The 24,031-nt window shown below is 70.7% G+C and carries 19 protein-coding genes and 2 pseudogenes; 9 read left to right on the forward strand and 12 right to left on the reverse strand.

The window, feature by feature from the left end; all coding sequences use genetic code 11:
• Window positions 1–5: 5 nt before the first annotated feature.
• The 5 genes from pstA to ACQP2X_RS47085 all read right to left on the reverse strand — a co-directional run bounded on the left by pstA (window position 6) and on the right by ACQP2X_RS47085 (window position 5,165).
• Window positions 6–1,088: a phosphate ABC transporter permease PstA gene (gene pstA / locus ACQP2X_RS47065; protein ID WP_498692715.1), complete on the reverse strand. Its 1,083-nt coding sequence runs from the start codon at window positions 1,086–1,088 to the stop codon at window positions 6–8.
• Window positions 1,085–2,155, reverse strand: a complete 1,071-nt coding sequence (gene pstC / locus ACQP2X_RS47070) for a phosphate ABC transporter permease subunit PstC (RefSeq protein ID WP_498692716.1) — start codon at window positions 2,153–2,155, stop codon at window positions 1,085–1,087. The genes pstA and pstC overlap by 4 nt, the downstream gene beginning before the upstream one ends.
• A gap of 47 nt (window positions 2,156–2,202) precedes the next feature.
• Window positions 2,203–3,297 (reverse strand): phosphate ABC transporter substrate-binding protein PstS, encoded by a 1,095-nt coding sequence (pstS, locus tag ACQP2X_RS47075; protein ID WP_498692717.1) that lies wholly within the window; start codon window positions 3,295–3,297, stop codon window positions 2,203–2,205.
• 257 nt (window positions 3,298–3,554) lie between these two features.
• The gene (gene mshD / locus ACQP2X_RS47080) at window positions 3,555–4,433 is read right to left on the reverse strand and encodes a mycothiol synthase (protein WP_498692718.1); all 879 of its coding nucleotides are present in this window, start codon (window positions 4,431–4,433) and stop codon (window positions 3,555–3,557) included.
• Window positions 4,434–4,442: 9 nt separating this feature from the next.
• Entirely contained in the window at window positions 4,443–5,165 is a 723-nt protein-coding gene (locus tag ACQP2X_RS47085) for a winged helix-turn-helix transcriptional regulator (RefSeq protein WP_179854978.1), read from the reverse strand.
• A 203-nt stretch (window positions 5,166–5,368) separates the two neighbouring features.
• Here ACQP2X_RS47085 and ACQP2X_RS47090 point away from each other — a divergent pair, with 203 nt between their 5' ends.
• The 5 genes from ACQP2X_RS47090 (at window position 5,369) to ACQP2X_RS47110 (ending at window position 8,722) form a co-directional block, all read left to right on the forward strand.
• Window positions 5,369–6,358 (forward strand): hypothetical protein, encoded by a 990-nt coding sequence (locus ACQP2X_RS47090; RefSeq protein ID WP_498692719.1) that lies wholly within the window; start codon window positions 5,369–5,371, stop codon window positions 6,356–6,358.
• 64 nt (window positions 6,359–6,422) lie between these two features.
• A complete protein-coding gene (locus ACQP2X_RS47095; RefSeq protein ID WP_498692720.1) occupies window positions 6,423–7,214 on the forward strand; it encodes an LmeA family phospholipid-binding protein in 792 nt (263 codons plus the stop codon).
• Between the two features lie 70 nt (window positions 7,215–7,284).
• Window positions 7,285–7,362 carry an Ms5788A family Cys-rich leader peptide gene (locus ACQP2X_RS47100; RefSeq protein WP_360248245.1) on the forward strand — a complete coding sequence of 26 codons (78 nt, stop codon included), beginning with the start codon at window positions 7,285–7,287 and terminating at the stop codon, window positions 7,360–7,362.
• 161 nt (window positions 7,363–7,523) lie between these two features.
• Complete coding sequence (locus ACQP2X_RS47105; protein WP_498692721.1) at window positions 7,524–8,387, forward strand: sulfurtransferase; 864 nt, start codon at window positions 7,524–7,526, stop codon at window positions 8,385–8,387.
• A gap of 2 nt (window positions 8,388–8,389) precedes the next feature.
• A complete protein-coding gene (locus tag ACQP2X_RS47110) occupies window positions 8,390–8,722 on the forward strand; it encodes a DUF1416 domain-containing protein (RefSeq protein ID WP_498692722.1) in 333 nt (110 codons plus the stop codon).
• A gap of 43 nt (window positions 8,723–8,765) precedes the next feature.
• On the opposite strand, the gene ACQP2X_RS47115 is transcribed toward ACQP2X_RS47110, so the two are convergent.
• The 3 genes and pseudogenes from ACQP2X_RS47115 to ACQP2X_RS47125 all read right to left on the reverse strand — a co-directional run.
• Window positions 8,766–9,062, reverse strand: coding sequence for a GroES family chaperonin (locus tag ACQP2X_RS47115; protein ID WP_097317651.1), 297 nt, complete (start codon window positions 9,060–9,062; stop codon window positions 8,766–8,768).
• Between the two features lie 103 nt (window positions 9,063–9,165).
• Window positions 9,166–9,330, reverse strand: a complete 165-nt coding sequence (locus ACQP2X_RS47120) for a hypothetical protein (RefSeq protein ID WP_498701369.1) — start codon at window positions 9,328–9,330, stop codon at window positions 9,166–9,168.
• A gap of 142 nt (window positions 9,331–9,472) precedes the next feature.
• Window positions 9,473–10,594 (reverse strand): annotated as a pseudogene (locus ACQP2X_RS47125) (RNA-guided endonuclease InsQ/TnpB family protein); the annotation flags it as partial.
• 120 nt (window positions 10,595–10,714) lie between these two features.
• Between ACQP2X_RS47125 and ACQP2X_RS47130 the strand changes: the two are divergent.
• Entirely contained in the window at window positions 10,715–11,959 is a 1,245-nt protein-coding gene (locus ACQP2X_RS47130; protein WP_498692723.1) for an AI-2E family transporter, read from the forward strand.
• A 41-nt stretch (window positions 11,960–12,000) separates the two neighbouring features.
• Window positions 12,001–12,624: a hypothetical protein gene (locus tag ACQP2X_RS47135; RefSeq protein WP_498692724.1), complete on the forward strand. Its 624-nt coding sequence runs from the start codon at window positions 12,001–12,003 to the stop codon at window positions 12,622–12,624.
• A 344-nt stretch (window positions 12,625–12,968) separates the two neighbouring features.
• Here the strand turns inward: ACQP2X_RS47135 and ACQP2X_RS47140 are convergent.
• Together ACQP2X_RS47140 and ACQP2X_RS47145 are read right to left on the reverse strand one after the other, a co-directional pair.
• Window positions 12,969–14,733 (reverse strand): annotated as a pseudogene (locus ACQP2X_RS47140) (PrsW family intramembrane metalloprotease); the annotation flags it as partial.
• Complete coding sequence (locus tag ACQP2X_RS47145) at window positions 14,733–15,863, reverse strand: FUSC family protein (RefSeq protein ID WP_498692726.1); 1,131 nt, start codon at window positions 15,861–15,863, stop codon at window positions 14,733–14,735. The gene ACQP2X_RS47145 and the pseudogene ACQP2X_RS47140, both read right to left, overlap by 1 nt.
• A gap of 23 nt (window positions 15,864–15,886) precedes the next feature.
• On the opposite strand from ACQP2X_RS47145, the gene ACQP2X_RS47150 reads away from it, so the two are divergent.
• Window positions 15,887–16,519, forward strand: a complete 633-nt coding sequence (locus ACQP2X_RS47150; protein WP_498692728.1) for an HD domain-containing protein — start codon at window positions 15,887–15,889, stop codon at window positions 16,517–16,519.
• Here ACQP2X_RS47150 and ACQP2X_RS47155 read toward each other — a convergent pair.
• Window positions 16,509–16,775: a DUF4031 domain-containing protein gene (locus ACQP2X_RS47155; RefSeq protein WP_498692730.1), complete on the reverse strand. Its 267-nt coding sequence runs from the start codon at window positions 16,773–16,775 to the stop codon at window positions 16,509–16,511. The two genes, ACQP2X_RS47150 and ACQP2X_RS47155, sit on opposite strands and share 11 nt — an antisense overlap.
• Window positions 16,772–18,571, reverse strand: coding sequence for a glycerol-3-phosphate dehydrogenase/oxidase (locus ACQP2X_RS47160; protein ID WP_498692732.1), 1,800 nt, complete (start codon window positions 18,569–18,571; stop codon window positions 16,772–16,774). The genes ACQP2X_RS47155 and ACQP2X_RS47160 overlap by 4 nt, the downstream gene beginning before the upstream one ends.
• Before the next feature lie 129 nt (window positions 18,572–18,700).
• Here ACQP2X_RS47160 and ACQP2X_RS47165 point away from each other — a divergent pair, with 129 nt between their 5' ends.
• Complete coding sequence (locus tag ACQP2X_RS47165; RefSeq protein WP_498692735.1) at window positions 18,701–23,992, forward strand: Ig-like domain-containing protein; 5,292 nt, start codon at window positions 18,701–18,703, stop codon at window positions 23,990–23,992.
• Window positions 23,993–24,031: the final 39 nt, after the last annotated feature.

Raw genomic sequence — 24,031 nt, forward strand, 5'->3', positions numbered from 1 at the left:
ACCTCTTAACGGAGACTCGAGCGGCGGGCGAGCAGCTTGGCCGCGATCGTCAGGACGAGAACGAGAGCGACCAGCGTGAGAGCGGCGGTCCAGGCCCGGGCCGGCGCGTACCGGGAGGCGTCGGCCGCCTGCTGGTACACGAACAGCGAGAGGGACTGCTGACCGCCCGCGAACGGGTCGAAGTTGATCGCCGCCGCGCCACCCGCGACCAGCAGCACCGGTGCCGTCTCGCCAGCCGCACGGGCGATGGCGAGCATGATGCCGGTGACGATGCCGGGCAGGGCGGTCGGCAGGACGACCTTGACGATCGTCTTCCACTGCGGCACACCGAGCGCGTACGCGCCCTCGCGCAGCGGGCCGGGCACCAGGCGCAGCATCTCCTCGGTGGACCGGACGATCGTCGGCAGCATCAGTACCGTGAGGGCCAGCGCGGCCGCGAAGCCGGAGAAGCGCGGCGTCCCGTTGTTGAACCACGGGCTGACGATCAGCACCCAGAACGACAGGATGAACAGACCGGCGACGATCGACGGGATGCCGGTCATGACGTCGACGAAGAAGCGGACCGTGTTGGCGAACCGGCCCTTGCCGTACTCGACCAGGTAGATCGCGCCGAGCACGCCGAGCGGCACGGCCATCAGCGTGGCGATGCCGACCTGCTCCAGGGTGCCGATGATGGCGTGGTAGGCGCCACCGTTCGGGTCGCGGGCGCCGATGTTGTTCATCGAGCTGCCGAAGAAGTCACCGTCCAGGCGGGACACGCCCTTGGAGACCAGCGTCCACACGACCGAGGCGAGCGGCAGGATCGCCAGCACACAGGCGCAGTAGATGGCCGCCTGCCACATGCGGTTGCGCGCCGCCCGCCGGCCCTCGATGCGCCCGGCCACGACCTGGAGGCCGACCAGGTAGAACACGACGCCGAGAACGACGACGAGCACCCAGTTGCCGATGCCGGTGGGGAACACGACCGCCGCGGCGATGGCCAGGGCGGCGACCGCGATGCCGATGTTGTAGGCGACCGGCAGCTTCCTGGTCCGGATGTTGTCCGGCGTCATGACGACGTCGGACGCCTCGTTCTGCAGAAGTGTCATGCCGCACTGTCCCGGAACTCGCGCCGACGGTAGATGATCGCCCGAGCCGCCATGTTCACCACGAGGGTGATGGCGAAGAGGACGAGACCCGAGGCGATCAGGGCGCCGCGGCCGGTCTCGTTGGCCTCGCCGAAGGCGTTGGCGATGTTGGCGGCGATCGAGTTACCGCCGTTCTCGATGACGTTGAACGAGATGTTGAAGACCACGCCGAGGGTCAGCGCCAGGGCGATCGTCTCACCGAGCGCGCGGCCGAGGCCGAGCATCACGGAGGCGATGACGCCGGGCTTGCCGTAGGGCAGGACCGCGGTGCGGATCATCTCCCACTTGGTGGCGCCCAGGGCGAGGGCGGCCTCCTCGTTCATGCCGGGGGTCTGCAGGAAGACCTCGCGGGAGAGCGAGGTGACGATCGGCAGCACCATGATCGCCAGCACCAGGCTGCCGAGCAGGACCGAGCGGCCGAACGGGCCGTCGCCGCCGAAGATCGGGATCCAGCTGAAGTACTTGTTGAGCCACTCGGAGAAGTTGCGGACCGGCTCCATGAAGACGTCGCGGCCCCAGAGGCCGAAGACGACACTGGGCACGGCGGCCAGCAGGTCGATCACGAAGCCCAGCGGCGTGGCCAGCCGCTTGGGCGCGTAGTGCGACAGGAACAGAGCGATGCCCAGGGCGATGGGCACCGCCACGAGCAGGGCGATCACCGAGGTCAGCACGGTGCCGAAGGCCAGCGCGGCGATGCCGAACCGGGGCTCGGTCTCGTTCGGGAACCACTGCTTGAAGGTCAGGAAGTTCTCTTTGTCCGCGCTGATGGCCGGCGCGGCCTTCGAGATCAGGAAGATCGCGATGGCCACGATGATGACCAGCACCATCGCGCCCGCGCCGACGGAGAGGCCCCGGAAGCCGCTCTCCATCGAGAAGCGCTTCTTCCTGGGGAGGGCGCCACCGCCGCCGAACGGGGGTTCTTCGTAACTGCTCGGGGATACGCCGAGGCCGGCGGCCCGGGTGTGGCTTTCTGTCACACCCAGGTCGCCGGCGGTGGCGTTCTCCGAGCGGGAGGGGTAGTCACCCATCTGCTCGCTCGCTGTCGTCTCGGAGGGATTTGACTATCTGGTGACGGTCAGGAGATCGAGGCGACGGCGGTCTCGACCTTGGCCCGGATGGTCTCCGGCAGCGGCGCGTAGCCGAGGTCGCCCAGGGCGTCCTGGCCACCCGTGCTCGAGGTGTAGGTGAAGAAGTTCTTCAGCGAGGCGGCCTTGGCGCTGCCCTTGCTGCAGACGATCTCGTAGGTCACGAGAACGATCGGGTACGCGCCGGCGGTGGTGGCGTTGTAGTCGATGCTGAGCTTGAGGTCGTTGCCGGTGCCCGTGATCTTGGCGCCCTCGATGCCCTTACCGGCCGACTCGCCGGTCAGCTCGGTGTACTCACCGGCACCGTTCTTGATCTTGGCCTTCTGCAGGTCGCTGTTCTCCGCGTAGGAGAGCTCGACGTAGGAGATCGAGCCGGCGGTGCTCTTGACCGCGCTGGCCACACCGTCCGACTTGGCCGCACCGGTGCCGCCCTTGGCCTTCCAGGCCTTGGCGTTGCCGTAGGTCCAGTCCTTCTCGGCGGCCTTGCTCAGGTACTTGGTGAAGTTGTCGGTCGTGCCCGACTCGTCCGAGCGGTGCACCGCGGTGATGGCGGTGTCCGGGAGCTTGGCGCCCGAGTTCTGCGCGGCGATGGCCGGGTCGTTCCACTTGGTGATCTTGCTGTCGAAGATCTTGGCCAGGGTCGGCGCGTCGAGCTGGAGGTTGTCGACACCGTCCAGGTTGTAGACGACCGAGATCGGGCCGACGACCATCGGGAGGTTGAGGGCGGTGCCACCGGCGCACTTGGCGTCGGCCTGCGGCTGCTCCTCCTCCTTGAGGGCCGAGTCGGAGCCCGCGAAGTCGGCGGTGCCCGCGATGAAGGCCTGGATGCCGGCGCCCGAGGCGGTGGCCTGGTAGTCGACCTTCGCGTCGGAGCACTGCGACTGGTACTTCTTGATCCACTCGTCCATGGCGTTCTTCTGAGCCGAAGAACCCTGGGCCGTCAGGCTGCCCGCGACACAGTTGGCCGAAGCAGCCGAAGCGCCGCTGTCACCCGACGGCTCGTTGTTGTCCGAGCCGCACGCGGTGAGAGCGAGCGTCGCAGTCAGAGCAATGCCGGCGATGTAACCGGACCGCTGGAGCTTCACAGTTTTCCCTTCAGGGTGAGTGCTGGCCGGTATCGCACCGGCAACACAACGAAAGCTAAGCAGGCGAGGTAGCCGGTTACCTGGCCATTGGTGAACTGGCGGTGAACACGTTTCCGCCGGAACATGGCCTTCCCCTGAGGGCGAGTTGTCCGTTGCGTGAACTGAGTGACTAGAGACCGAAATATCCGACATATACGGGTGGTAGTTACCGCCCCGAGATACGGCCTTGTCCTGTTCGTGACTCGTGAGAATGTGAGTCAGTGACGCTGATAACTCACGTCCGTCTTGAAGATTTCGAAGCCCAGACGGCGGTAGAGAGCGACCGCGGCGGCATTCGACTCGTCGACGTAAAGGTTCGAAACTGTGAGCCCCTGAGCGGCCAGATGGCGCAGGCCGGCCACGCTCAGCGCGGCGCCCAGGCCCTTGCGGTGACCACTCGGGTCGACGCCGAGCACGTAGATCTCGCCCAGCGCCGGATCGTCGCCGTTGGCCGGGTGGACCTTGGTCCAGTGGAAGCCGGCCAGCTCGTCCTGGATGTCCACGGCGAGCAGGAAGCCGGCCGGATCGAACCACGGCTCGGCCTCGCGCAGCCGCAGATCGTCGAGGGTCCAGCGACCCTGCTCGGGGTGGTGCGCGAACGCGCGGGCGTTCACCGCCAGCCAGGCGTCCTCGTCGGAGCCGGGGCGGAAGCCGCGCAGGGTCAGGCCGGCCGGCAGCGGGATGTCGGGGAGCGGCTCGAGCAGCGACCGGCGCATCTGCCACAGGACGCGCACCCGCTCGAAACCGGCTTTCTCCGCGAACACCCGCGCACCGGGCTCGTCGCCGTGAGCCCAGAAGGTCAGCGGGCCGTCACCGGCGGCCGCCAGCAGCGCCGTGCCGTGGCCGCGCCGCCGATGGGCCGGATGAACGAAAAGCTCGCCGGACGCGTCCTCGACGAACGCGTAACCGACGAGCTCATTGTCGTGCCGGGCCAGCAGATGGCGGTGCGCCGCGGGGTCGCCCCCGCCGCGCACCCGGAGAACCACATCCTCGGACAGGGGATGGACACCATCGGCCTGGTCGGCGGCAGCGGCCAGCGCGAGCACGCCGGCCGCCTCCGCGGCGCTCAGCCGATCCGTGGATCGGATCTCCGTCATGTGTTCGGGTCAGACCGGCAGCGAGACCGGCTCGTTGTCCGGGAGCTGACGGCCCGACGGCGGAACCACGAACTTGTAGCCCACCTGGCGGACCGTGCCGATCATCGACTCGTATTCCGAGCCGAGCTTGGCCCGCAGGCGCCGCACGTGCACGTCGACCGTGCGGGTGCCGCCGAAGTAGTCGTAGCCCCAGACCTCACGCAGCAGCTGGTCGCGGGTGAAGACCCGGCCCGGGTGCTGGGCGAGGAACTTGAGCAGCTCGAACTCCTTGTAGGTGAGGTCGAGCGGGCGGCCCTTGAGCTTCGCCGCGTAGGTGTCGGGGTCGATGTTGAGCTCGCCGGCCCGGATCGACCCGCCGGCGCCGGCGGTCGCGTTGCTCAGGCGGCCGACACCCAGGCGCAACCGCGCCTCGACCTCGGCCGGGCCCGCGCTGGCCAGGATGACGTCGTCGACGCCCCAGTCGGCGTTCAGCGCGATCAGGCCGGCCTCGGTCACGACCGCCATCAGCGGAACGCCGATGCCGGTCGCGTGCAGCATGCGGCACGTGGCGCGGGCCTCGGAGAGCTCGGAACGCGCGTCGACCAGGACCGCGTCGGGGCTCGGGCCGGACACCAGGGTGCGAACATCGCGGGGGGCGGTGCGTACGGAGTGGGGAAGCAGATCCAGCGCGGGCAGCACGGCGGAAGGCTCACCGGCACGTGCCGTCACCAACAGAAGGATTTCCACACTCACCTCCGTCCTTGCGGCTTGAGCCGCACAGGGTGACTCATCGGCGTAGTTTTCCCGGCGTCACCGACGGGTGGGCTGCGCTTACCTTAACCGATCCATCGCCTCGAACACCTCGATCGTTTGCCCGAGTGACGTAGTGAACGCTCCCACCATGGCCGCGTAACCGGCCTTTTACCTTCGGGGCCCGGGTCTGGCACGATCGCTGCGTGTTCCCCTCCATGCCGCAGGACGACCCCTGGGACGCCGACGCGTCGCGCGAGATCGCGCGCTCCGGCGGCAAGAGGCCGCCCTCCGGCGTCCGCCCCGACGACGAGCCCGAGACCATCGACGACGATCTCGGCGACGACGAGTTCGAGGAGATCGAGGTCGTCCCGGTCCGGCGACAGCTCTCGCTGGCCATCGCCGGGTTCTCCGGCCTCCTGGCGATCGGGCTGATCCTCGGCGCGCAGACCTCCGCACCGGACGCGCGACTGCCGTACGCCATCGTGCTCTTCGGGGTCCAGGCTCTCTATCTGATCGCCTGGATCATGGCCCTGCGCCCGCCGGCCGCCATGGTGACCCTCGGCGTGGGCGGAGTCGTGGCGCTGGCCGCCGACTACCTCGCCGTCACCCGCGCCGAGCCGGCGCTGCTGCCGCTCGTGTGGGTGCTGGCCGGCGGGTTCGTGGCCGCCTTCATCGGCCAGCTGGTCCGTGCCGACGACCGGGCCCGGGCCCGCGACTCGTGGCGGGCCACCCTGGCCGTCGTGGCCGGCGTGGTGGCGTACGCCATCCCGATCCTGCTCACCCGGCAGGAGTCCGGCACACAGACGCTGACCATGTGCGCGACCGCGGCCGGAGTGGCCCTCGTGGTCGCCCGGGCCACCGACGCCGTGCTCCCCAAGCCGCGCATCGCGGCCCAGGTGCCGCGCGGCGCCGCCGGCGTGGTGCTCGGCGCGATGCTCGGCACGCTGGCCGCGGCCGCCCTCGGCAGCGTGCTCGTGCTGCCCTTCACCCCGGCCAAGGGCGCCGTGATCGGCCTGATCGCGGTGGTCGCGGCCAACCTGGTCGACCTGGCCGTCAACTTCGGGCAGGCCGGCCGCCGCCTGGCCGGCGACGCGCCGACCTTCTGGGTGGCCCGGCACATGCAGGGACCACTGGGGGCCTTCGCCCTGATCGCCCCGATCGCGTACGGCGTGACGCACTGGTACCTCACCTGACCGTTTCACGGATCGGTGGAACGGGGCATGTACCTTTTCGTCGTCGCTTCGATGGGGAGGTCCGGTGGGCGAGGTGTACGGGACGCAGCAGCGGCCCCGCAAACGGCGTGGGCGCCGCCTGCTCATCGTCCTGCTCGTCTTCCTTCTGCTGATCGGCGTGCTCCTGGTGGTCGCCGACCGGGTGGCCGCCTCCTTCGCGGAGCGCGAGATCAGCGACCGCGTGGCCGAGCAGGTCACCCAGCAGCAGGCGACCAGCGAGAAGCCGGACGTGACGATCGAGGGCGTGCCGTTCCTGACCCAGGTGCTCGACGGCAACTACCAGGAGATCCACATCCAGCTGCCGAACTTCTCGGGCCCCGCCGGCAACGGCGGCACGATCAAGACCGATCTCCTCGACGTACGGGCCACCGACGTCAACGCTCCGCTCGACACGCTCCGCACCGGCAACGGCGACATCGTGGCCGGCGCGGTGACCGGCACCGGCACCATCGACTACGCGCAGGTCGCCCAGCTGATCAACCAGCCCGGCCTGAAGCTGGCCGAGCAGAACGGCAAGCTGGTCGGCACCGCGCCCGTGCAGGCGCTCGGGCAGACCTTCAACGTCTCCGGCGCGGCCACCGTCGAGGTCAAGGGCGACGTGGTGCAGATCCGCTTCTCCGACGTGACCGCCGAGGGGCTGCCCGACGTGCCACTGGTCAAGAACCTGATCGCCTCGTACGTCCAGAAGCTCGCGGTCGACCTCCGCGTCCCGGCCCTGCCCCTCAACCTGAAGGTGCAGAAGGTCGAGCCGCAGGCCGACGGCCTCCGCTTCACCGCCGGGGCCACCAACGTGTCACTGAACACGGGCGGTCTGTGAGCCCGGCCATGTTCCCGGATGGTGGTCGAGTCTGTTACCGCCCCGTGAACCGCTGGTAGGGTCAGCTTTCATGAGCCCCTTGCTCACCAAGAGGCGCGCGGTCGACCTGTGCCGCGTGGCCGCCTGCCTGTGTTGCTCCGTCCTCTGACGGAGCCACTAGTGCTGAGCAACTTCTAGCTCGTTCATCGGCAGTGGCGCCGTCGCACGACAGCACGAGATCCCTCTTTCCCAACTGGGTCCCGCGCGCGGTGCGACTAGACATCTGCGTGCGCTGACTCTCCCCCATCTCCACCGACAGGGAGTGAACCGATGAGTCGCGACACCGCACTCGTCTCGGCCGACTGGGCCGAGCAGAACCTCGACACCCCGGGCATCGTCTTCGTCGAGGTCGACGAGGACACCACCGCCTACGACGGCGGCCACATCCCCGGCGCCATCAAGATCGACTGGAAGAAGGACCTCCAGGACCCGGTCCGGCGTGACTTCGTCAACCAGGAGCAGTTCTCGGCGCTGCTCTCCGAGCGGGGCATCAAGAACGACGACGTCGTGGTGCTCTACGGCGGCAACAACAACTGGTTCGCGGCGTACGCCTACTGGTACTTCAAGCTCTACGGCCACGGCGACGTCAAGCTGCTCGACGGCGGCCGCAAGAAGTGGGAGCTCGACGCCCGCCCGTACACCAAGGACGTGCCGGTCCGCGAGAAGACCAGCTACACCGCGTCGGCCCCCGACCTGTCGATCCGTGCCTTCCGCGACGAGGTCGTGCAGGCCATCGGTGTGAAGAACCTGGTCGACGTGCGCAGCCCCGACGAGTTCGCCGGCCGCCTGCTCGCTCCGGCCCACCTGCCGCAGGAGCAGTCGCAGCGCGGCGGCCACATCCCGACCGCGATCAGCGTGCCGTGGAGCAAGGCGGCCAACGAGGACGGCACCTTCAAGTCCGACGAGGAACTCGCCAAGATCTACGGTGAGGCCGGCCTCGACGGCAGCAAGGACACCATCGCCTACTGCCGCATCGGCGAGCGCTCCTCGCACACGTGGTTCGTGCTCAAGGAGCTGCTCGGCCAGCAGAACGTCAAGAACTACGACGGCTCCTGGACCGAGTACGGCTCGCTCATCGGCGTGCCGATCGCCCTCGGCGACGAGCCCGGCGTTGCTGACCAGGCGAGGCGGTGACCATGACTTCTCCGTCGAACACGGCGGCCGGTTGCGCCGCCCCCGACCAGTCGGCCCCGCTGCCGGCCGGCGTCGACCTGACCCGCGAGACCGTGATCACCGGCATCGTCAGCACCGCGTCGGGTGAGGCCGTGGCCGGCGCCTACGTGCGGCTGCTCGACGGCTCCGGCGAGTTCACGGCCGAGGTCGTCACCTCGCCCGAGGGCGCGTTCCGGTTCTTCGCCGCCCCTGGCTCGTGGACGCTGCGCGCCCTGTCCCGCGGCGGCAACGGCGAGGTCATCGTCGACGCCACGGTCGGCGTCAACGAGGTCGCGCTGAGCGTCTCGCCCGCTTAGTTTTTCTAAAACGGGCTCCCCTGAGGGGGAGCCCGTTTCTGCGTCAGAGGTACAGACCGGTGCCGTCGGACTCGACCCGGCTCGCGGCCACCGCGTGCACATCCCGCTCGCGCAACAGCACGTAGCCCTTGCCGTGCAGCTCCACCTCGGACCGGTCGTCCGGGTCGAACAGGACCCGGTCACCGACGACGATCGAGCGCACGTTCGGCCCCACGCCGACCGCGGTGGCCCAGGAGAGCCGGCGGCCCATCGACGCGGTCGCCGGGATCACGATGCCGGCGGTCGACCGGCGCTCCCCCTCACCCCCGTCCTGGCGGACGAGGACGCGATCGTGCAGCATGCGGATCGGCAATCCGCTCTCGGTACGGGTGTCGGTGCTCACGAATGCAGACGGTACGCCTGGTTTTGCCGGTGCCGCCTGCGGGGATCTAGTGCGGTTCCCACTAACGTTTCACCGAGTCGAGTCCGGTGATGTTGTGGATCCTCGACCACAGATGGGCGAGCGACTCCCCACCGTACTGGTAGGGCGGGCCTCCGCCGGCCAACAGACTCTCCTGCCGCAGCCCGTGATGGGCGGCGGCGGGGGTCACGCCGTGCCGTTCGGACACCGGGGAGGTTCCGTCCGGCTCGACGGTGCGCGACCACCTGCGCTGAAGCCGGGGTGCAGGTGGTGGTGGCGCCGCCCGGGGTGCGGGCGGCGATGGTGAACGCCGCGGCAAGGTCACGATGCCCGGCGAACCGACAATGCCGACAGGACATTACCCTGCCGCGCGGTTTACTGATGCTCTTGCCGCAATGCGGGCAGGTCGAGGAGGTGCCACGTTCATCGACCAGGCGCACCCGGATTCCGGCCAGGGCGGCTTTGTCCTGCAGAATCCGCAGGGTACGGCCGATCTGCCATTGCCTCAGGCGGAGGTTGTGACGCCGCCCGGCCGGCAGATCGAGGACTCCCCGGGGATCCCCGACGGTGAGTGTGCCGATCCGGCCTTCGACGGCCCAGTCGACCACGGTCTTTGCGGCCTCGTGAAGAGCCTGCCGGACGCGGCGCCGATGCCGGCCTTCGACCAGGCGACTCCGGCGGCGGGTCTTCCGCCACCGCCTCGACCCGCGCTGCCCCTTGCTGGGTGCCCGGGCGGCGGTGGCCCGGCGTCGGGCCTTGGTGTCGGCCAGATGCAGCCGATGCTCGGCCCGGACCGCCCGGCCGGAAACCAGCAGCGCTTCGCCGTCTCGGGTAGCAACCGCGAACGGGTGAATGATGCCCAGGTCGACCCCGGCGACTCGGGCTGGATCGGGTTGCTGTCCAGCCGGGTAGATGGCAACCGGCAGTTCGGCGGTGACGTCGATCCATAACCGGCCGTCGGCGAACAACAGGGTCACCGACCGCACACATTCGGCCGGATACGGCACCACCCGATCCAACCGGAGTGGCAACGGCGGGCAACCGCGCGCGACCGGCAGCCGCAACTGGCACCCGGTCAGGCTGAAGGTGCCGTGATGCCAGCGGGCTGGCATCAACGATCGCCTGCGACGCGGAAACCGGACCTCGAGGGCGCCGGCCTTACGGCGCGCTGCCGCAGAAAACCAGGCATCGGAGTAGCGGCGCAACACCGACCGCGCGCCAGTGCTGTCGAGTTCACCGAAGGTGCCCGGGCCGGACTGGGCCAGCAACCGGCACAACTCCCGATAGCCCGCGGCAGGGGCATCCCCACGCCGGCGCCGCCACCCGTTGATCTCAAGCAGACATGCCCACACGTCACCGGCCGAGCGCAGCAGTCCGAAACAGCGCTGCCGCTGCGCACGGGTCAGACGCAACCCGATCCGGGCGGTGCGATGTACCACGGGACCCACACTAGCGCCACGACGCCTAGGCATGGGACTATCATGCCACCCCTGTCAACCCAGCGACCGAGGGTGAACACTGCACTAGCCGGGTCGGACTACTACGGTGGTGGTTGCTTACAGCAATCGCGAGGGGGTAGGCGGTTGAGCCGCTTGGAGCGAGTCCGGGAGAACCTCCGGAAGGCGTACGACTCCGGTCGCGAGTCGGTGCGCCAGGCGCGCGCCACCGACAGCGCGACCGAGTCCGACACCGAGGTCGAGTTCGCGCCGCCCCCGGCCGAACCGGAAGACGTGCACTACTCGACGAACAGCCGCGACGACGCCGAGGTGCCACACTCCCTGCGCATCGCGGCCGCCTGGGGCTGGCGGCTCATCGTGGTCGGCCTGGTCGGCTGGGCGCTGCTGCGCTTCATCGGCATCATCAGCGTGGTCGTCATCCCGCTGTCCATCTCGCTGCTGCTGTCGGCGCTGCTCTCGCCGGCCGTGGCCATGCTGCGCCGGTTCCTGCCCGCGTCACTGGCCACGTTCCTGGTGCTGATCTGCGGCCTGGCCGCGGTGGCGGGCACCCTCACCCTGGTCATCAACCAGTTCGTCAACGGCCTGCCCGAGCTCACCAAGAACGCGAGTGAGGGCGTACGCCAAATTCAGGAATGGCTGAAGACAGGTCCGCTGCACCTCTCCGACGACCAGGTCAACCGGGCCATCGACAACGCGCAGACCTGGGTCAACGCGCACACGGCCCAGCTGACCTCGACCGGCATCTCCACGGCGGCCACGGTCTTCGAGGTGCTGACCGGCATGCTGCTGGTCCTGTTCTCGACGTTCTTCTTCCTCCGCGACGGCCGCAAGATCTGGCGTTTCGTCGTACGCCTGTTCCCGGTGAACGCCCGCTGGTCACTGGCCGACGCCGGCGACGCGTCCTGGACCACCCTCGGCTCGTACGTGCGGGCGACGGTCCTGGTGGCCTTCATCGACGCCGTCGGCATCGGCATCGCCCTGGTCATCCTGGACATCCCGTTCCCGTTCCCGCTGGCCGCGCTGGTCTTCCTGGGCGCCTTCATCCCGATCGTCGGCGCCAGCGTCTCCGGCGCGGTCGCGGTGCTGGTCGCCCTGGTCGACCAGGGCTGGGTGGTCGCCCTGATCGTGCTGGGCGCGGTGATCCTGGTCCAGCAGGTCGAGGGCCACATCCTCCAGCCCCTGATCATGGGTCGGGCCGTGGCCATCCACCCCCTGGCCGTGATCATCGGCATCGCCTCCGGCGTCGTCCTGGCCGGCATCATCGGCGCCCTCATCGCGGTCCCGCTGATCGCCGTCCTGAACACGGGCATCCGCCGCCTGGCCCGCCGCCGCCCCGAGATCCCCCCGGACGCGGTGGTGGTCACCGGGGGCGCCGCTTAAATCGTTTGGCGTACGGACCGGAGCGCTCTACAACTCAGGCAATGAGAGCTGACGATGTAACGCGCGCCGTGTCCCTCGCCGTGACCACGCTGACCCCCGCCGAGAAGGACGACTGGACCCGCCCGGCCGGCCCACTGACCTGGACCTGCTGGGAAACGGCCGAACACATGGCCGACTGCCTCTTCGGATACGCCGCCCAGCTGACCCCGTCGGTCCCGTCGACCACCACGTGGGTCAAGTTCGGCTATCAGGAACGCCGGACCGGCGGCCCCTATCTGACCATGTGGGTCGAGCCGAAGGAAGGGGCGCCGGCCCTCCTGGAGGTGCTCGAGTCCGCCGGCGGCCTGCTGGCGGCGGTGGTGGCCACGGTCCCACCGACCCGGGTCTCGTTCCACAGCTACGGGCCGTCGGACCCGTCCGGCTTCGCCGCCATGGGCGTGGTCGAGGTGCTGCTCCACACCAGCGACATCGCCGCCGGCTTCGACCTGCCGTTCGCCCCGCCGCCGGAGTTGTGCACGGCGGCGCTGGGCCGCCTGTTCCCGTCGGCGCCCACCGACACCGACCCCTGGCAGACGTTGCTGTGGTCCACCGGCCGGGCCGACCTGCCGGGCCACGACCGGAAAACGTCCTGGAAGTGGGACGGAGCCCCGCGGAGCCGCGCCTAACCGCCGGTCCGCTCCGGATTGTCGGCCGACGGTTCCGGCGTCGGGGGCGGCTCGGTCGGCGCCGGCGCGAACGGCGGCGGGCTCGGATAGCTGTAGGGCGTGCTCGGCGCCGGGGACGCCGGCGGGCTGGGATCGCTGTACGGCGCACTCGGCGCCGGCGGACTGCCGGCCGGCGGCTGGCCGGGGTGGGCCTGAGCTCCATAGAGCGGCGACCCGTCGGGCGAAGGCGTCGGCGCATACGGAGTCTGCTGCCCATTGGACGGCTGCCCGGCGCCGTCATAGGGCTGGCCGCCGTAACCTGGCTGGTGACCGGGCTGGCCGCCGTAGCCGGGTGAGTTGCCGTAACCCGGCTGGCCGCTGTAACCCGGCTGGCCGCCGTAACTGGGCTGGCCGCCGTAACCGGGCTGGCCGCCGTAACCCGCCTGGCTGCCGTAACTCGGCTGGCCGCCGTAACCAGGCTGGCTGCCGTAGCCGGGCTGGCTGCCGTAGCCGGGCTGGCTGCCGTAGCCGGGCTGGCTGCCGTAGCCGGGCTGGCTGCCGTAGCCGGGTGAGTTGCCGTAACCCGGCTGGCCGCTGTGACCCGGCTGAGGGCCGTAGCCGGGCGGAAGGCCGTAGCCGGGCGGCGGAGCGAACCCAGGCTGGTGTCCGGGCTGAGAGCCATAACCGGGATAGGCCGGCGTGAACACCGGCTGCGGGGCGGCGACCGGAATCGGGACGACCGGCTCCGACGGCGGCGCGATCGTGCGCGTGACGCCGTCCGGGAAGCGGATCTGGTAGGACTGCCCGTTCCAGAAGGCCTGCGGCGTGGCCGGGTCGCGGCCGGTGAAGGCGGACCGATATTCGAGGATCTCGGTGAGCAGGCGCCGTTCCTCGGCCGCCGCGCGCTCCAGCTCGGCCGGCTTACGGTCGAGGCCCCGCTGCATGCCGTCGCGGAGCAGGGCCAGCTGGGTGGAGGCGAACTGGAAGCTCCGCATCGCCTTCTGCCCCGTCGTGCCGGCCACCCGCCGCGCCCACTGGCGGGCCGAGTAGCGGCGGCCCAGGCTGCCCAGGGATGCCACCTCCGGCGGCGCGAACCAGCCGGTGCGGACGTAGTACGGCAGGATCCTCTCGGTCAGACGGCCTTCCCAGCTGCGGAGCGCGATGGCGAAGCCGACGACCGCGAAGAAGAACGGCACCATGAAGCCGAGGTAGCCGTACAACATGATCAGGGGTTGGTCGAGGCTCACCGAGAGCGTCGGCAGCAGGTTGAAGGTGCCGTGCAGGATCATCGCCAGGAGCAGGCCGGCGATGGGGGCCAGCCAGCGCACCCGCCGGTCGCCGGAGCGGGCCGCCAGGCCGAGGCCGATGCCGGTCATCGAGCTGAACAGCGGGTGGGCGAAGCCGGTGAACAGGATGCGGACGATGAAGATGGCGAACAGGTTCTGCAGGCCGGTGGCCGGGCCGTACTGTTCGACGCCCGACGCGTATCCGTGTCCGCCCAGGTAGAGGATGTTCTCGACCATCGCGAAGCCCAGCGCCGACAGGCCGATGTAGACGATGCCGTCGGTGATGCCGGACCACTCGGAGCGGCGGCGCCAGAAGAGCAGGAACGGGCCCAGCGCCTTCATCGACTCCTCGATGAAGGGGGCCACCAGCACCGCGACCAGGGCCTCGGGCAGGCCCCACTTCTCGAACAGGGACGCCGTGACCGTGTTGACGAACAGGGCCACCGATGTCGCGATGGCCGCTCCCCACACGAAGCAGAAGGCCAGGTAGCGGATGGGTTCCGGCTCGTAGCGGTCGAGCCACAGGAACGCCGAGACCAGCAGCGGCACGGGCAGTACGGCCGCGGCCAGGCCGACCAGCAGGCTGGTGACGCCGATGTTGTAGCCGAGGTAGAGCAGCAGGCCGATGGCCGCCGCCAGCAGGAACGCGACGACGCCGGCGATGGGCAGCCAGCGGCGCCAGCCGGTCCGGGGCTTGCCCGCGACCGGGCCAGGGGCGGCCGGCTGCTCGCTGAAGACGGGCAGCTGGTCGGGCGGCACGGGGGCGCCCGGCGAAACGTCGGCCATGTCCGCCAGCGTAGTCACTCCGACAACGGGTGGCCGCCCCGAGGACGCTCCAGACGATCAAGAACGCGAGCGACGGCGGCGTGGGCGCAGATGCCAGCCCACGGCCCGGCGCACCAGCCGGGGCGCCTCCGCGTAGTCGACCCCGCTGGCCCGGAGCAGGTCGGTGGCCGCCGTCCGGATCTGCGCCACGATGACACCGCCCGAGAAACCCACACCTTCCTCGTACGCCCGCCCGCACTCCGTCGCCGCCCGCAGCGCTCTCTCGCGGGCCGCCACCGGCTCGACGCCCTTGGCCCACTCCTGTTTGAGCAGCTCGACCGCGTCCCCGAGCAGGGCCACCGACACCGGCAGCACGGCCGGGACCGGCTCGTCGTCGCCGAGGGCCGTGTCGACCCGCCGGCTGAGAACCCGGACATTACGGAGCATGTACGTCACCTGGTCGGCGCCGTCGACGTACAGGGCCAAAGCTCCCCGGTTGCGCCAGCGGGCCGGCGCGAAGGCCACGTTCTCCCGGGCCGCGGTGACCGCCGCCGAGAAGGCGGCGAAGGCACCCTCGGCCGCCCGGAGGCCCGCGAGCGCGTCGCGGACCTCGTCCCGGTCCTTCTCGCCCAGGCCGGCGGCGACCCGGTGCAGGCCGTCGGCCAGGGCCTGCAGGGCCGGGTCGGCGGCCCGCCGGACCACGCTGAGCGGGTTGAGCGGCAGCAGCAGGGTCATCACGATCAGCCCGATGCCGCCGCCGACCAGGGCGTCCAGGAACCGGGTCCAGGGCAGGCCGGTGCTCGAGGTCAGGGTGGCCACCAGCACCGCCGACGAGGCCGACTGCACGACCAGTGGTGTTCCGCCACCGACGGCCGTGGCCACCAGCACGGCCAGCACCACGATGAGGCCGATCTGCCAGGGGCCGCTGCCGATGAGCAGGATGAGCGCGTCGCCGATGCCGATGCCGATGGCGACGCCGAGGACCAGCTCGGAGGTGCGTTTGACGCGCTGGCCGACCGACGAGGCCAGCGTGATCACGGCGGCGATGGGCGCGAAGAACGGCGCCGGCCGGCCGAACAGGTCGTGGGCCACGAACCAGGCGAGCCCGGCCGCGACCCCGGCCTGCACGGCGAGCGCGAGGCCGCCCCGGACGCGCCGGACGCCGGCGCGGGCGCCGGTGGTCACGGTTCCCGAAATGCTCGTGGTCACCTCAGTGACCTTAAATTAGTCGGGTGGAAGATCTCGTGGAACGTTTCCGGCACGCGGCCCGTGCGGCCGGGGCGACGGCCGCCGACGGCGACCTGGACGCCGCCGGTGGATATCTGCTGACGCGCTGGTCGGAGCCCCTGCGGCAATATCACACCGTCCAGCACCTCACCGACGTACTCAATGTCATCGATCTTCATGCGTCTCTGGCTCCTCATCCGGAGCGTGTGCGGCTGGCGGCGTGGATGCACGACGCCGTCTACGATCCGCGGGCTCTGGGTGACACCAACGAGCGGGACAGCGCCGAGTTCGCCGAAGGGCTGCTGACCACGCTCGGTGTTCCCGAGGCGACCGCGGCCGAGGTGGCCCGCCTGGTGAGCCTCACCGCCGGGCACGCCACCGAGAACGACGACCCGGACGGCGAGCTGCTCTGCGACGCCGACCTGGCGGTGCTGGCCGGCGACGACGAGCAGTACGCGGCGTACACCGCGGCCATCCGCCGGGAGTACGCGCACGTGCCCGACGACGCCTTCAGGGACGGCCGGGCCCAGGTGCTCAAGGCCCTGCTCGAGCTGCCGTCGATCTACCGGCTGGCCCCGCTGCGCGAGCAGTGGGAGGCGCGAGCCCGCGCCAACCTGGAGAAGGAGCTCAACTCCTAGACAGATGCTTCGGCCGGCGCAGGCCGGACGCCCGCAGCCGGGCGGCCAGCTCGCGGGAGGGCAGCAGCGTCGCGCCGAGCCAGATCGCGCTGCGGAAGCGCGTCTCCGGGATGTCGTAGTGGTCCCGGTCGAAGGCCCGGCGCGGCGCGCCCAGCATCTCGGCGAACGCGTGCAGCTCGGCGTACGAGAGGTCGCTCACGAGGTGTGACCAGAGGCGGCCGCGCGCCGGCCAGAGCGGCTCGTCGACGAGGATCAAAGGTCGATCTGGAGCAGGTCGACGCCGCGGTCGGCCGCGAAGCCGCGCACGTCCGGCGCGCCGACCCGGGCCGCGTCGGCCGCCAGGTCGTCGGGCATCGTCTGCGACTGCCGCTCGGCCGCCACCCGGGCCAGGTAGTGCTCGACCTCGCGCTCGCGCACCGCCTTGTCCCAGCCCAGCACCTCGCCCATGATCTCGGCCGTGTGCTCGGCCGACTCGCTGCCCCGGTGCGGGGTCTCGATCGAGATGCGGGTGCGGCGGGTGAGCACGTCGTCGACGTGCAGCGCGCCCTCGGCCAGGGCCGCGTACGCCACCTCGGCCGCCAGATATTCGGGCGCGCCCCGCAGCGGGACCGCCAGCGACGGGTCGGCCTTCATCATGGCCAGCAGGTGCACCGTCATCGACCCGTACCGTTCGAGCAGGTGCTCGACCACCCCGGCCGGCACACCGTGCCGCCGGGCGATGTCGTGCCGGTCGCGCCACGCCGCCGCGTAGCCGTCGGCCCCCAGCAGCGGCAGGTCGGCGGTGGAGGACGCGCGGGCCGAGCCGCCCAGGCGGCGGACGGCCCGGTCGATCACGTCGGCCGCCATCACCCGGTACGTCGTGTATTTGCCGCCGGCCACCAGCATCAGCCCGAGCATCGGCTCGATCACCGCGTGCTCGCGGGACAGTTTCGACGTCGACTCGGCTTCGCCGGAGAGCAGGGGGCGCAACCCGGCGTACACCCCCTCGATGTCGTCGGTGGTCAGCGGCCGGTCGAGAACCGTGTTCACCTGGTCGAGGATGTACCGGATGTCGCGGGCCGAGGCGGCCGGGTGCGACCGGTCGAGCTTCCAGTCGGTGTCGGTGGTGCCGATGATCCAGTGGCCGCCCCACGGGATGACGAAGAGCACCGAGGTGGGCGTGCGCAGGATCAGGCCGACCTCGCCGGTGATGGCCGAGCGCGGCACCACCAGGTGGACGCCCTTGGAGGCGCGGACCCTCAGGCCGGGGCGGACGCCGACGTCGCTGAGCATCTGCGACATGTCGTCGCTCCACACGCCGGTGGCGGCGACCACCGTGCGGGCGCGGACCTCGAATTCGGGCTCGTCGGGCGCCTCCAGGTCGCGGACGCGGACGCCCACCACCTCGCGGGCCTCGCGCAGGAAGCCGACCACGCGGGCGCTGGTCACGACGGCCGCGCCCATGCTGGCCGCGGTGCGGGCGAGGGTGACCACCAGGCGGGCGTCGTCGACCTGGCCGTCGTAGTAGCGGATGGCCCCGCTGATCGTGTCGGCCCGCAGGCTCGGGAACAGGTGGCGGGCGCCGTCGCGGCTCAGGTGGCGGTGCAGCGGCATGCCCCGGCCGGTGCCGAAGAGGCCGGCGAAGACGTCGTACGCGGCCACGCCGAGCCCGTAGTAGGCGCGACGGCCGACCCTCGCGGCCGGGTTGCCGGCCGGCAGCGGCACCATGATCGGCACCGGGCGGACCAGGTGGGGCGCGAGCCGGGTGGAGAGCAGCCCGCGCTCGGTCAGCGCCTCGTGCACCAGGTGCAGCTCGAGCTGTTCGAGATAGCGCAGACCGCCGTGGATCAGCTTGCTGGAGCGGCTGGACGTGCCGGCCGCGAGGTCACGGGCCTCGACCAGGGCGACCTTGAGCCCGCGGGAGGCGGCGTCGAGGGCGGCGCCGGCGCCGGTGACCCCGCCACCGATGACCAGGACGTCGAACTGCTCGTCGCGGAGGCGCCGGAGATCGGCGACCCGGCGGATCGGTGAGAGCCGGCCGGCCGTGTAGCGGGAGACGGAGGGATCGCGCACGTCCCCCACGGTAGCGCTCGCTACCGAAGTAGCTCCCCGCTGCACCCGATCCGCACTTGGCAATTCCTAGCGTCATGAGAGGCCCGGACCGCAGGAGTCCGCCGCCGCCGGAAGACGACGGGGACCCGCATGCACCGAGCTGTTCTGCGTTCCAGCCCGTACCGGGCACTTGTCCTGGTGGTAGTGGTCGCCGTGGCCCTCACGGTCGCCGTGACGCTGGTCGGCGGCAAGGCCGACGCGGCGATCACCACCGAGTTCAAGGCCCGTTTCTCGGCCAACGTGAACGGCTCGATCATCCTGCGCGGCAACACCAACATGCTCTGCCCGGCGTCCGCCACCTGCACGGCCGCGCAGGCCGGAACGGGCTCCAAGGGCGAGCTGAACAACAACAACTACGTCATGGAGTACGCCGACACGGACAACGACCCGGCGACCTTCAACGTCAGCACGGCCAGGGTGACGCTGCCCACCGGCGGCAGCAAGGTGCTCTTCGCCGGCCTGTACTGGGGCGCCGACACCAGCGCCGGCAACAGCGGCAGCCCGGCCAAGGCGGCCGGGGACAACGGCAAGGTCCTTTTCCGTACGCCGTCGAACGCGGCCTGGCAGACGGTGACCGCGACCACGGTCTTCACCAATCCGTCGAACTCGGCCTATCAGGGATTCGCCGACGTGACGCCGCTGGTCTCGGGCGCCGGCGACGGCGACTTCTCGGTGGCCAACATCCAGGCCGGCACCGGCAAGGACCGCTACGCCGGATGGGCGCTCGTGCTGGCGTACCAGAATCCGAACGAAGCCATGCACAGCCTGCGCGTCTTCGACGGCTTCGGCGTCGTGACCAGCAACGACACCAGCGTGAACATCCCGGTCTCGGGTTTCCAGACCCCTGACCTCAACACCGTCAACGCCAAGATCGGCACGGTCGTCTACGAGGGCGACCTGGGCCTCGACGGCGACAACCTCAAGCTCGACGACGTGGCGGTCAGCGACGCCGCCAACCCGGCCACCAACTTCTTCAACAGCACCGTGAGCGAGAACGGCACGCTGCTCAACAGCGGCCGCTCGCCGGGCAACCGCAACCTGATGGGCGTCGACGTCGACCAGTTCGACGCCTCGGGCCGGCTGGCCAACAAGGCGACCACCGCCAAGCTGACCTTGACCACCGGCGGCGAGACGTTCTACCCGGGCGTGGTCACCTTCACCACCGACCTGTTCGCCCCCGAGCTCGTCACGACGGCCAAGGGCACCGACGTCGACGGCGGCGACCTGCTGCCCGGCGACGAGATCGAGTACCGGATCGACGTGAAGAACAACGGCAGCGACCCGGCCGACAACACCGTGATCAGCAACGCGATCCCGACGCACACCACCTACATCCCGGGCTCGATGACGGTCAAGGGCAGCCCGGTGGCGGACACCGGCGCCACGCCCACCTGGAACCTCGGCTCGATCACCAACGGCAGCCCGACCTGGGTGACCTTCCGCGTCAAGGTCGACACCGACACCCCGGCCGGTTACGCGGTGACCGACGTGGCCAGCTCGTCGTTCAAGGCCCACTTCACCGGCATGGACGTCGACGGCGTGCCCGCCACCGACAGCATGACCGTGCAGCAGCCGCACGCCGACCTGGCCGCCACGCTGACGGTCTCGCCCGCGACCGTGCAGCGGTCCGCCGCGCCGAACGCGGTCACCTACACCGCCGTGGTCACCAACAAGGGCTCCGACCTCGAGCCGTCGGCCACCGCGAAGCTGACCCTGCCGGCCGGCGTCACCGCCGGCACGCTCCCGTCCGGCTGCTCGGCCTCGGGCCAGGTCGTGACCTGCCCGGTCGGCGCGCTGGTCGCGTCCAGCCAGGCCACCCTGACCATTCCGGCCACCGTCGCCGCGGGCTCCGCCCGCTCCGCCTCGGCCACACTGGACGTCTCGGGCACCGGCCTCGACTCCGTCTCCACCAACAACAGCGCCACCGCCGTCCTCACCGTCAACACCGCCCCCACGGCCGCCGCCGACACCGCGACCACCAGCAACGGCGTCCCGGTGAAGATCGACGTGCTGGCCAACGACGGCGACACCGAGGACCCCGCGTCGGCCCTGAAGGTCACAATCGGCACCGGGCCCGCGCACGGTTCGGCGGTCGTCGAGTCCGACGGCCGTATCACCTACACCCCGACCCTGGGCTGGGCCGGCGCCGACACCATCGGCTATGTCGTGACCGACTCCGACGGCGGCACCGCCACGGCCACCGTCACCGTGACGACCGCCAACGCGGCCCCGGTGGCCACCGACGACGTGGTCGCCACCGCGCCCGGCACCAAGATCGACATCTCGCCGCTGGCCAACGACTCCGACCCCAACGGCAACCCCATCCACGTCGACTCGATCACGCAGCCGCAGTCCGGCGCGGGCACGGCCACGCTCAACGGCGACGTCGTCACCTTCGTGCCGCCGGCCACCTACAAGGGCACCGCGACCTTCACCTACACGGTCGAGGACAGCGCCGGCAAGCAGACCGTCGGGCAGATCCGCGTCACCGTGGGCAACGCCGCGCCGGTCGCCGCACCCGACCACGCCGACGCCCCGTACGCCGGCACCGTGACCATCGACGTGCTCGCCAACGACACCGACGGCAACAAGGACGCCCTGAGCCTCGACTCGGTCGGCACGCCCGACCACGGCACCGTCACGATCAGCGGTGGCAAGGTCGTCTACAAGGCGCCGGGCGGCTTCTCGGGCGACGCCACCTTCACGTACAAGGTCGGTGACGGCACCGACACCGCGACCGGCACGGTCACCGTGACCGTGGCCAACGCCCTGCCGGTGGCCGCCGACGAGTCCGTGACCACCCCGTACGGCACCGCCGTGGTGGTCGACGTGCTGGCCGACGCCCGCGACCCGAACGTCTCCGACGCGCTGCGTGTCAGCGGGCTGACCACGCCCGCCAACGGCACGGCCGTGCTCGGCGCCAACGGCAAGATCACGTACACCCCGAAGGCCGGCTTCTCCGGCGACGACACCTTCGACTACACGATCACCGACGACAAGGGTGGCTTCGACACCGCGACCGTCAAGGTCACGGTGGCCAACGGCGTGCCCGTGGCCAAGCCCGACGCGGTCACCGTCCCGGCCGGCACCGTGGCCACGATCGACGTCCTGGCCAACGACTCCGACCCCAACGGCGACCCGCTGACCGTCACGGTCGACGTCGCCCCGGGGCACGGCACGGCCACCGTCAACAGCGACGGCACGATCACCTACACGCCGGCCGACGGCTACCGCGGCACCGACTCGTTCCACTACACCGTCACCGACGGCAAGGGCGGCACGGCCGGCGCCACCGTCACCCTCGGCGTGGTAAACACCGCGCCGACGGCCCTCGACGACGCGGCCACCACCGACACCGACACCGCCGTGACCGTGCACCCGCTGGCCAACGACTCCGACGAGAACGGCGACGACATCCAGCTCACCGCGATCACCACGCCGGCCCACGGCACCGCCGTGCTGGCCGCCGACGGCACGGTCGCCTACACCCCGGCGGCCGGCTTCCACGGCACCGACACCTTCACGTACTCGATCACCGACGCCTTCGGCAAGACGGCCTCGGCCCTGGTCACCATCACCGTGCGCAACGCGGCGCCGATCGCCGTGGCCGACCAGTTCGTCGTGCACCCCGGCGCCACCACCACGCTCGACGTGCTCGCCAACGACGTCGACCCGAACACCGGTCAGAAGCTCAGCGTCTCCTCGGTGACGCAGCCGGCCAAGGGCGTCGTCACGATCACCGCCGACGGCCGGGTCACCTATCGGCCGAACCCGATGACCAGCGGCACCGACACGTTCGACTACGTGGTCACCGACGACCTGGGCCGCACCGACACGGCCAAGGTCACGGTCACCATCGACGCCGCGCCGACCGCGGTGGCCGACACGGCCACGACCACCACGGGCAAGGCCGTGGACATCGCGGTGACCGCCAACGACACCGACCCCAACTCCTCGGCGCTGACGCTGGTCTCGGCCGGGGCCCCGGCCCACGGCACGGCGACCGTCGTGGGCGGCAAGATCCGCTACACCCCGGCCGCCGGATATACCGGCACCGACACCTTCACGTACGTCGTGAAGGACGCCGCCGGCAGCATGGCGACCGGCACCGTGACCGTCTCGGTCGGCAACGCCGCCCCGGTCGCCGCCGACGACGCGGCCGCCGTGCTGGCCGGCCAGCACGTCGACGTGGACGTGCTGGCCAACGACACCGACGCCAACCCGGGTCAGAAGCTGACCGTCACCGCCGCCGGCACGCCGGCCCACGGCACCGCGACCGTCGTCGACGGCAAGATCCGCTACACCCCGGCCGCCGGATACACCGGGAAGGACACCTTCAAGTACACGATCAGCGACGGCAACGGCGGCACCGCCCAGGCCAGTGTCACCATCACCGTCAGCGACGGCTCACCCGTCGCGGTGGCCGACAGGCGCACCACCGCCTATCAGCAGACCGTGACCGTCGCGGTGCTGGCCAACGACCTCGACCCGGCCGGCTCGCTCGCCCTGACCGCGGTGACCACGCCCGACCACGGCACCGTGAAGATCAACGGCGGCAAGGTCGTCTACACCCCGCCGTCCGGCTTCTCGGGCGTCGCCACCTTCGGCTACACGGCCACCGACGGCAACGGCGACACGACCAGCACGACCGTGACGATCACCGTCGGCGCGCCGCCGGTCGTCCCCAACCGGCAGCTCACCGCGAAGGCGGGCGCCCCGGTGCGGATCGTCATGCCGGCCACCGACGAGGCCGGTGACCCGATCACCGTGCTGTCGATCGGCAAGCCCAAGCACGGCACGGCCAAGCTGAACAAGGACGGCACCGTCACCTACACGGCGGCGGCCGGCTGGTCGGGCACCGACACCTTCACCTATCAGGCCGCCGACGCCGCCGGCAACCAGGCCGCGGGCACCATCAGCATCACGGTGGCCGGGGTCAACACCAAGCCGGCGGCCAGGAACGACGCGGTCGCGGTGAACGCGGGCGACTCCGTGGTGATCCACCCGCTCGTCAACGACAAGGACGCCAACCAGGACAAGCTCACCATCACCAAGATCGGCCGCGCGCGGCACGGCACGCCGGTGCTCAACAAGGACGGCTCGGTCACCTACGCGCCGTACGAGAGCTACGCCGGCGGGGTGGACTCGTTCACCTACACGATCAGCGACGGGCACGGCGGCGTCGCCACCGCGATCGTCACGGTCACGGTCAACGCGCCCGCCTCCAGCAGCGGCGACGGCAAGCTGGCCAAGACCGGCCTGGACATCGTCTCGATGGTCACCGCGGGCGGCGTCATCGTCCTGGTCGGCGGATTCCTGCTGATGGCCGGCCAGACCAACGGCCCGGGCCGGCACCGCCCCGGACGTCACCGGATGTCGTAGCCCATTCAGATCACGCTAGGCGCCGAGCGCGCCTAGCGT

It is taken from the genome of Actinoplanes sp. CA-131856, from assembly GCF_050956135.1.
Taxonomy (GTDB): Bacteria; Actinomycetota; Actinomycetes; order Mycobacteriales; family Micromonosporaceae; genus Actinoplanes.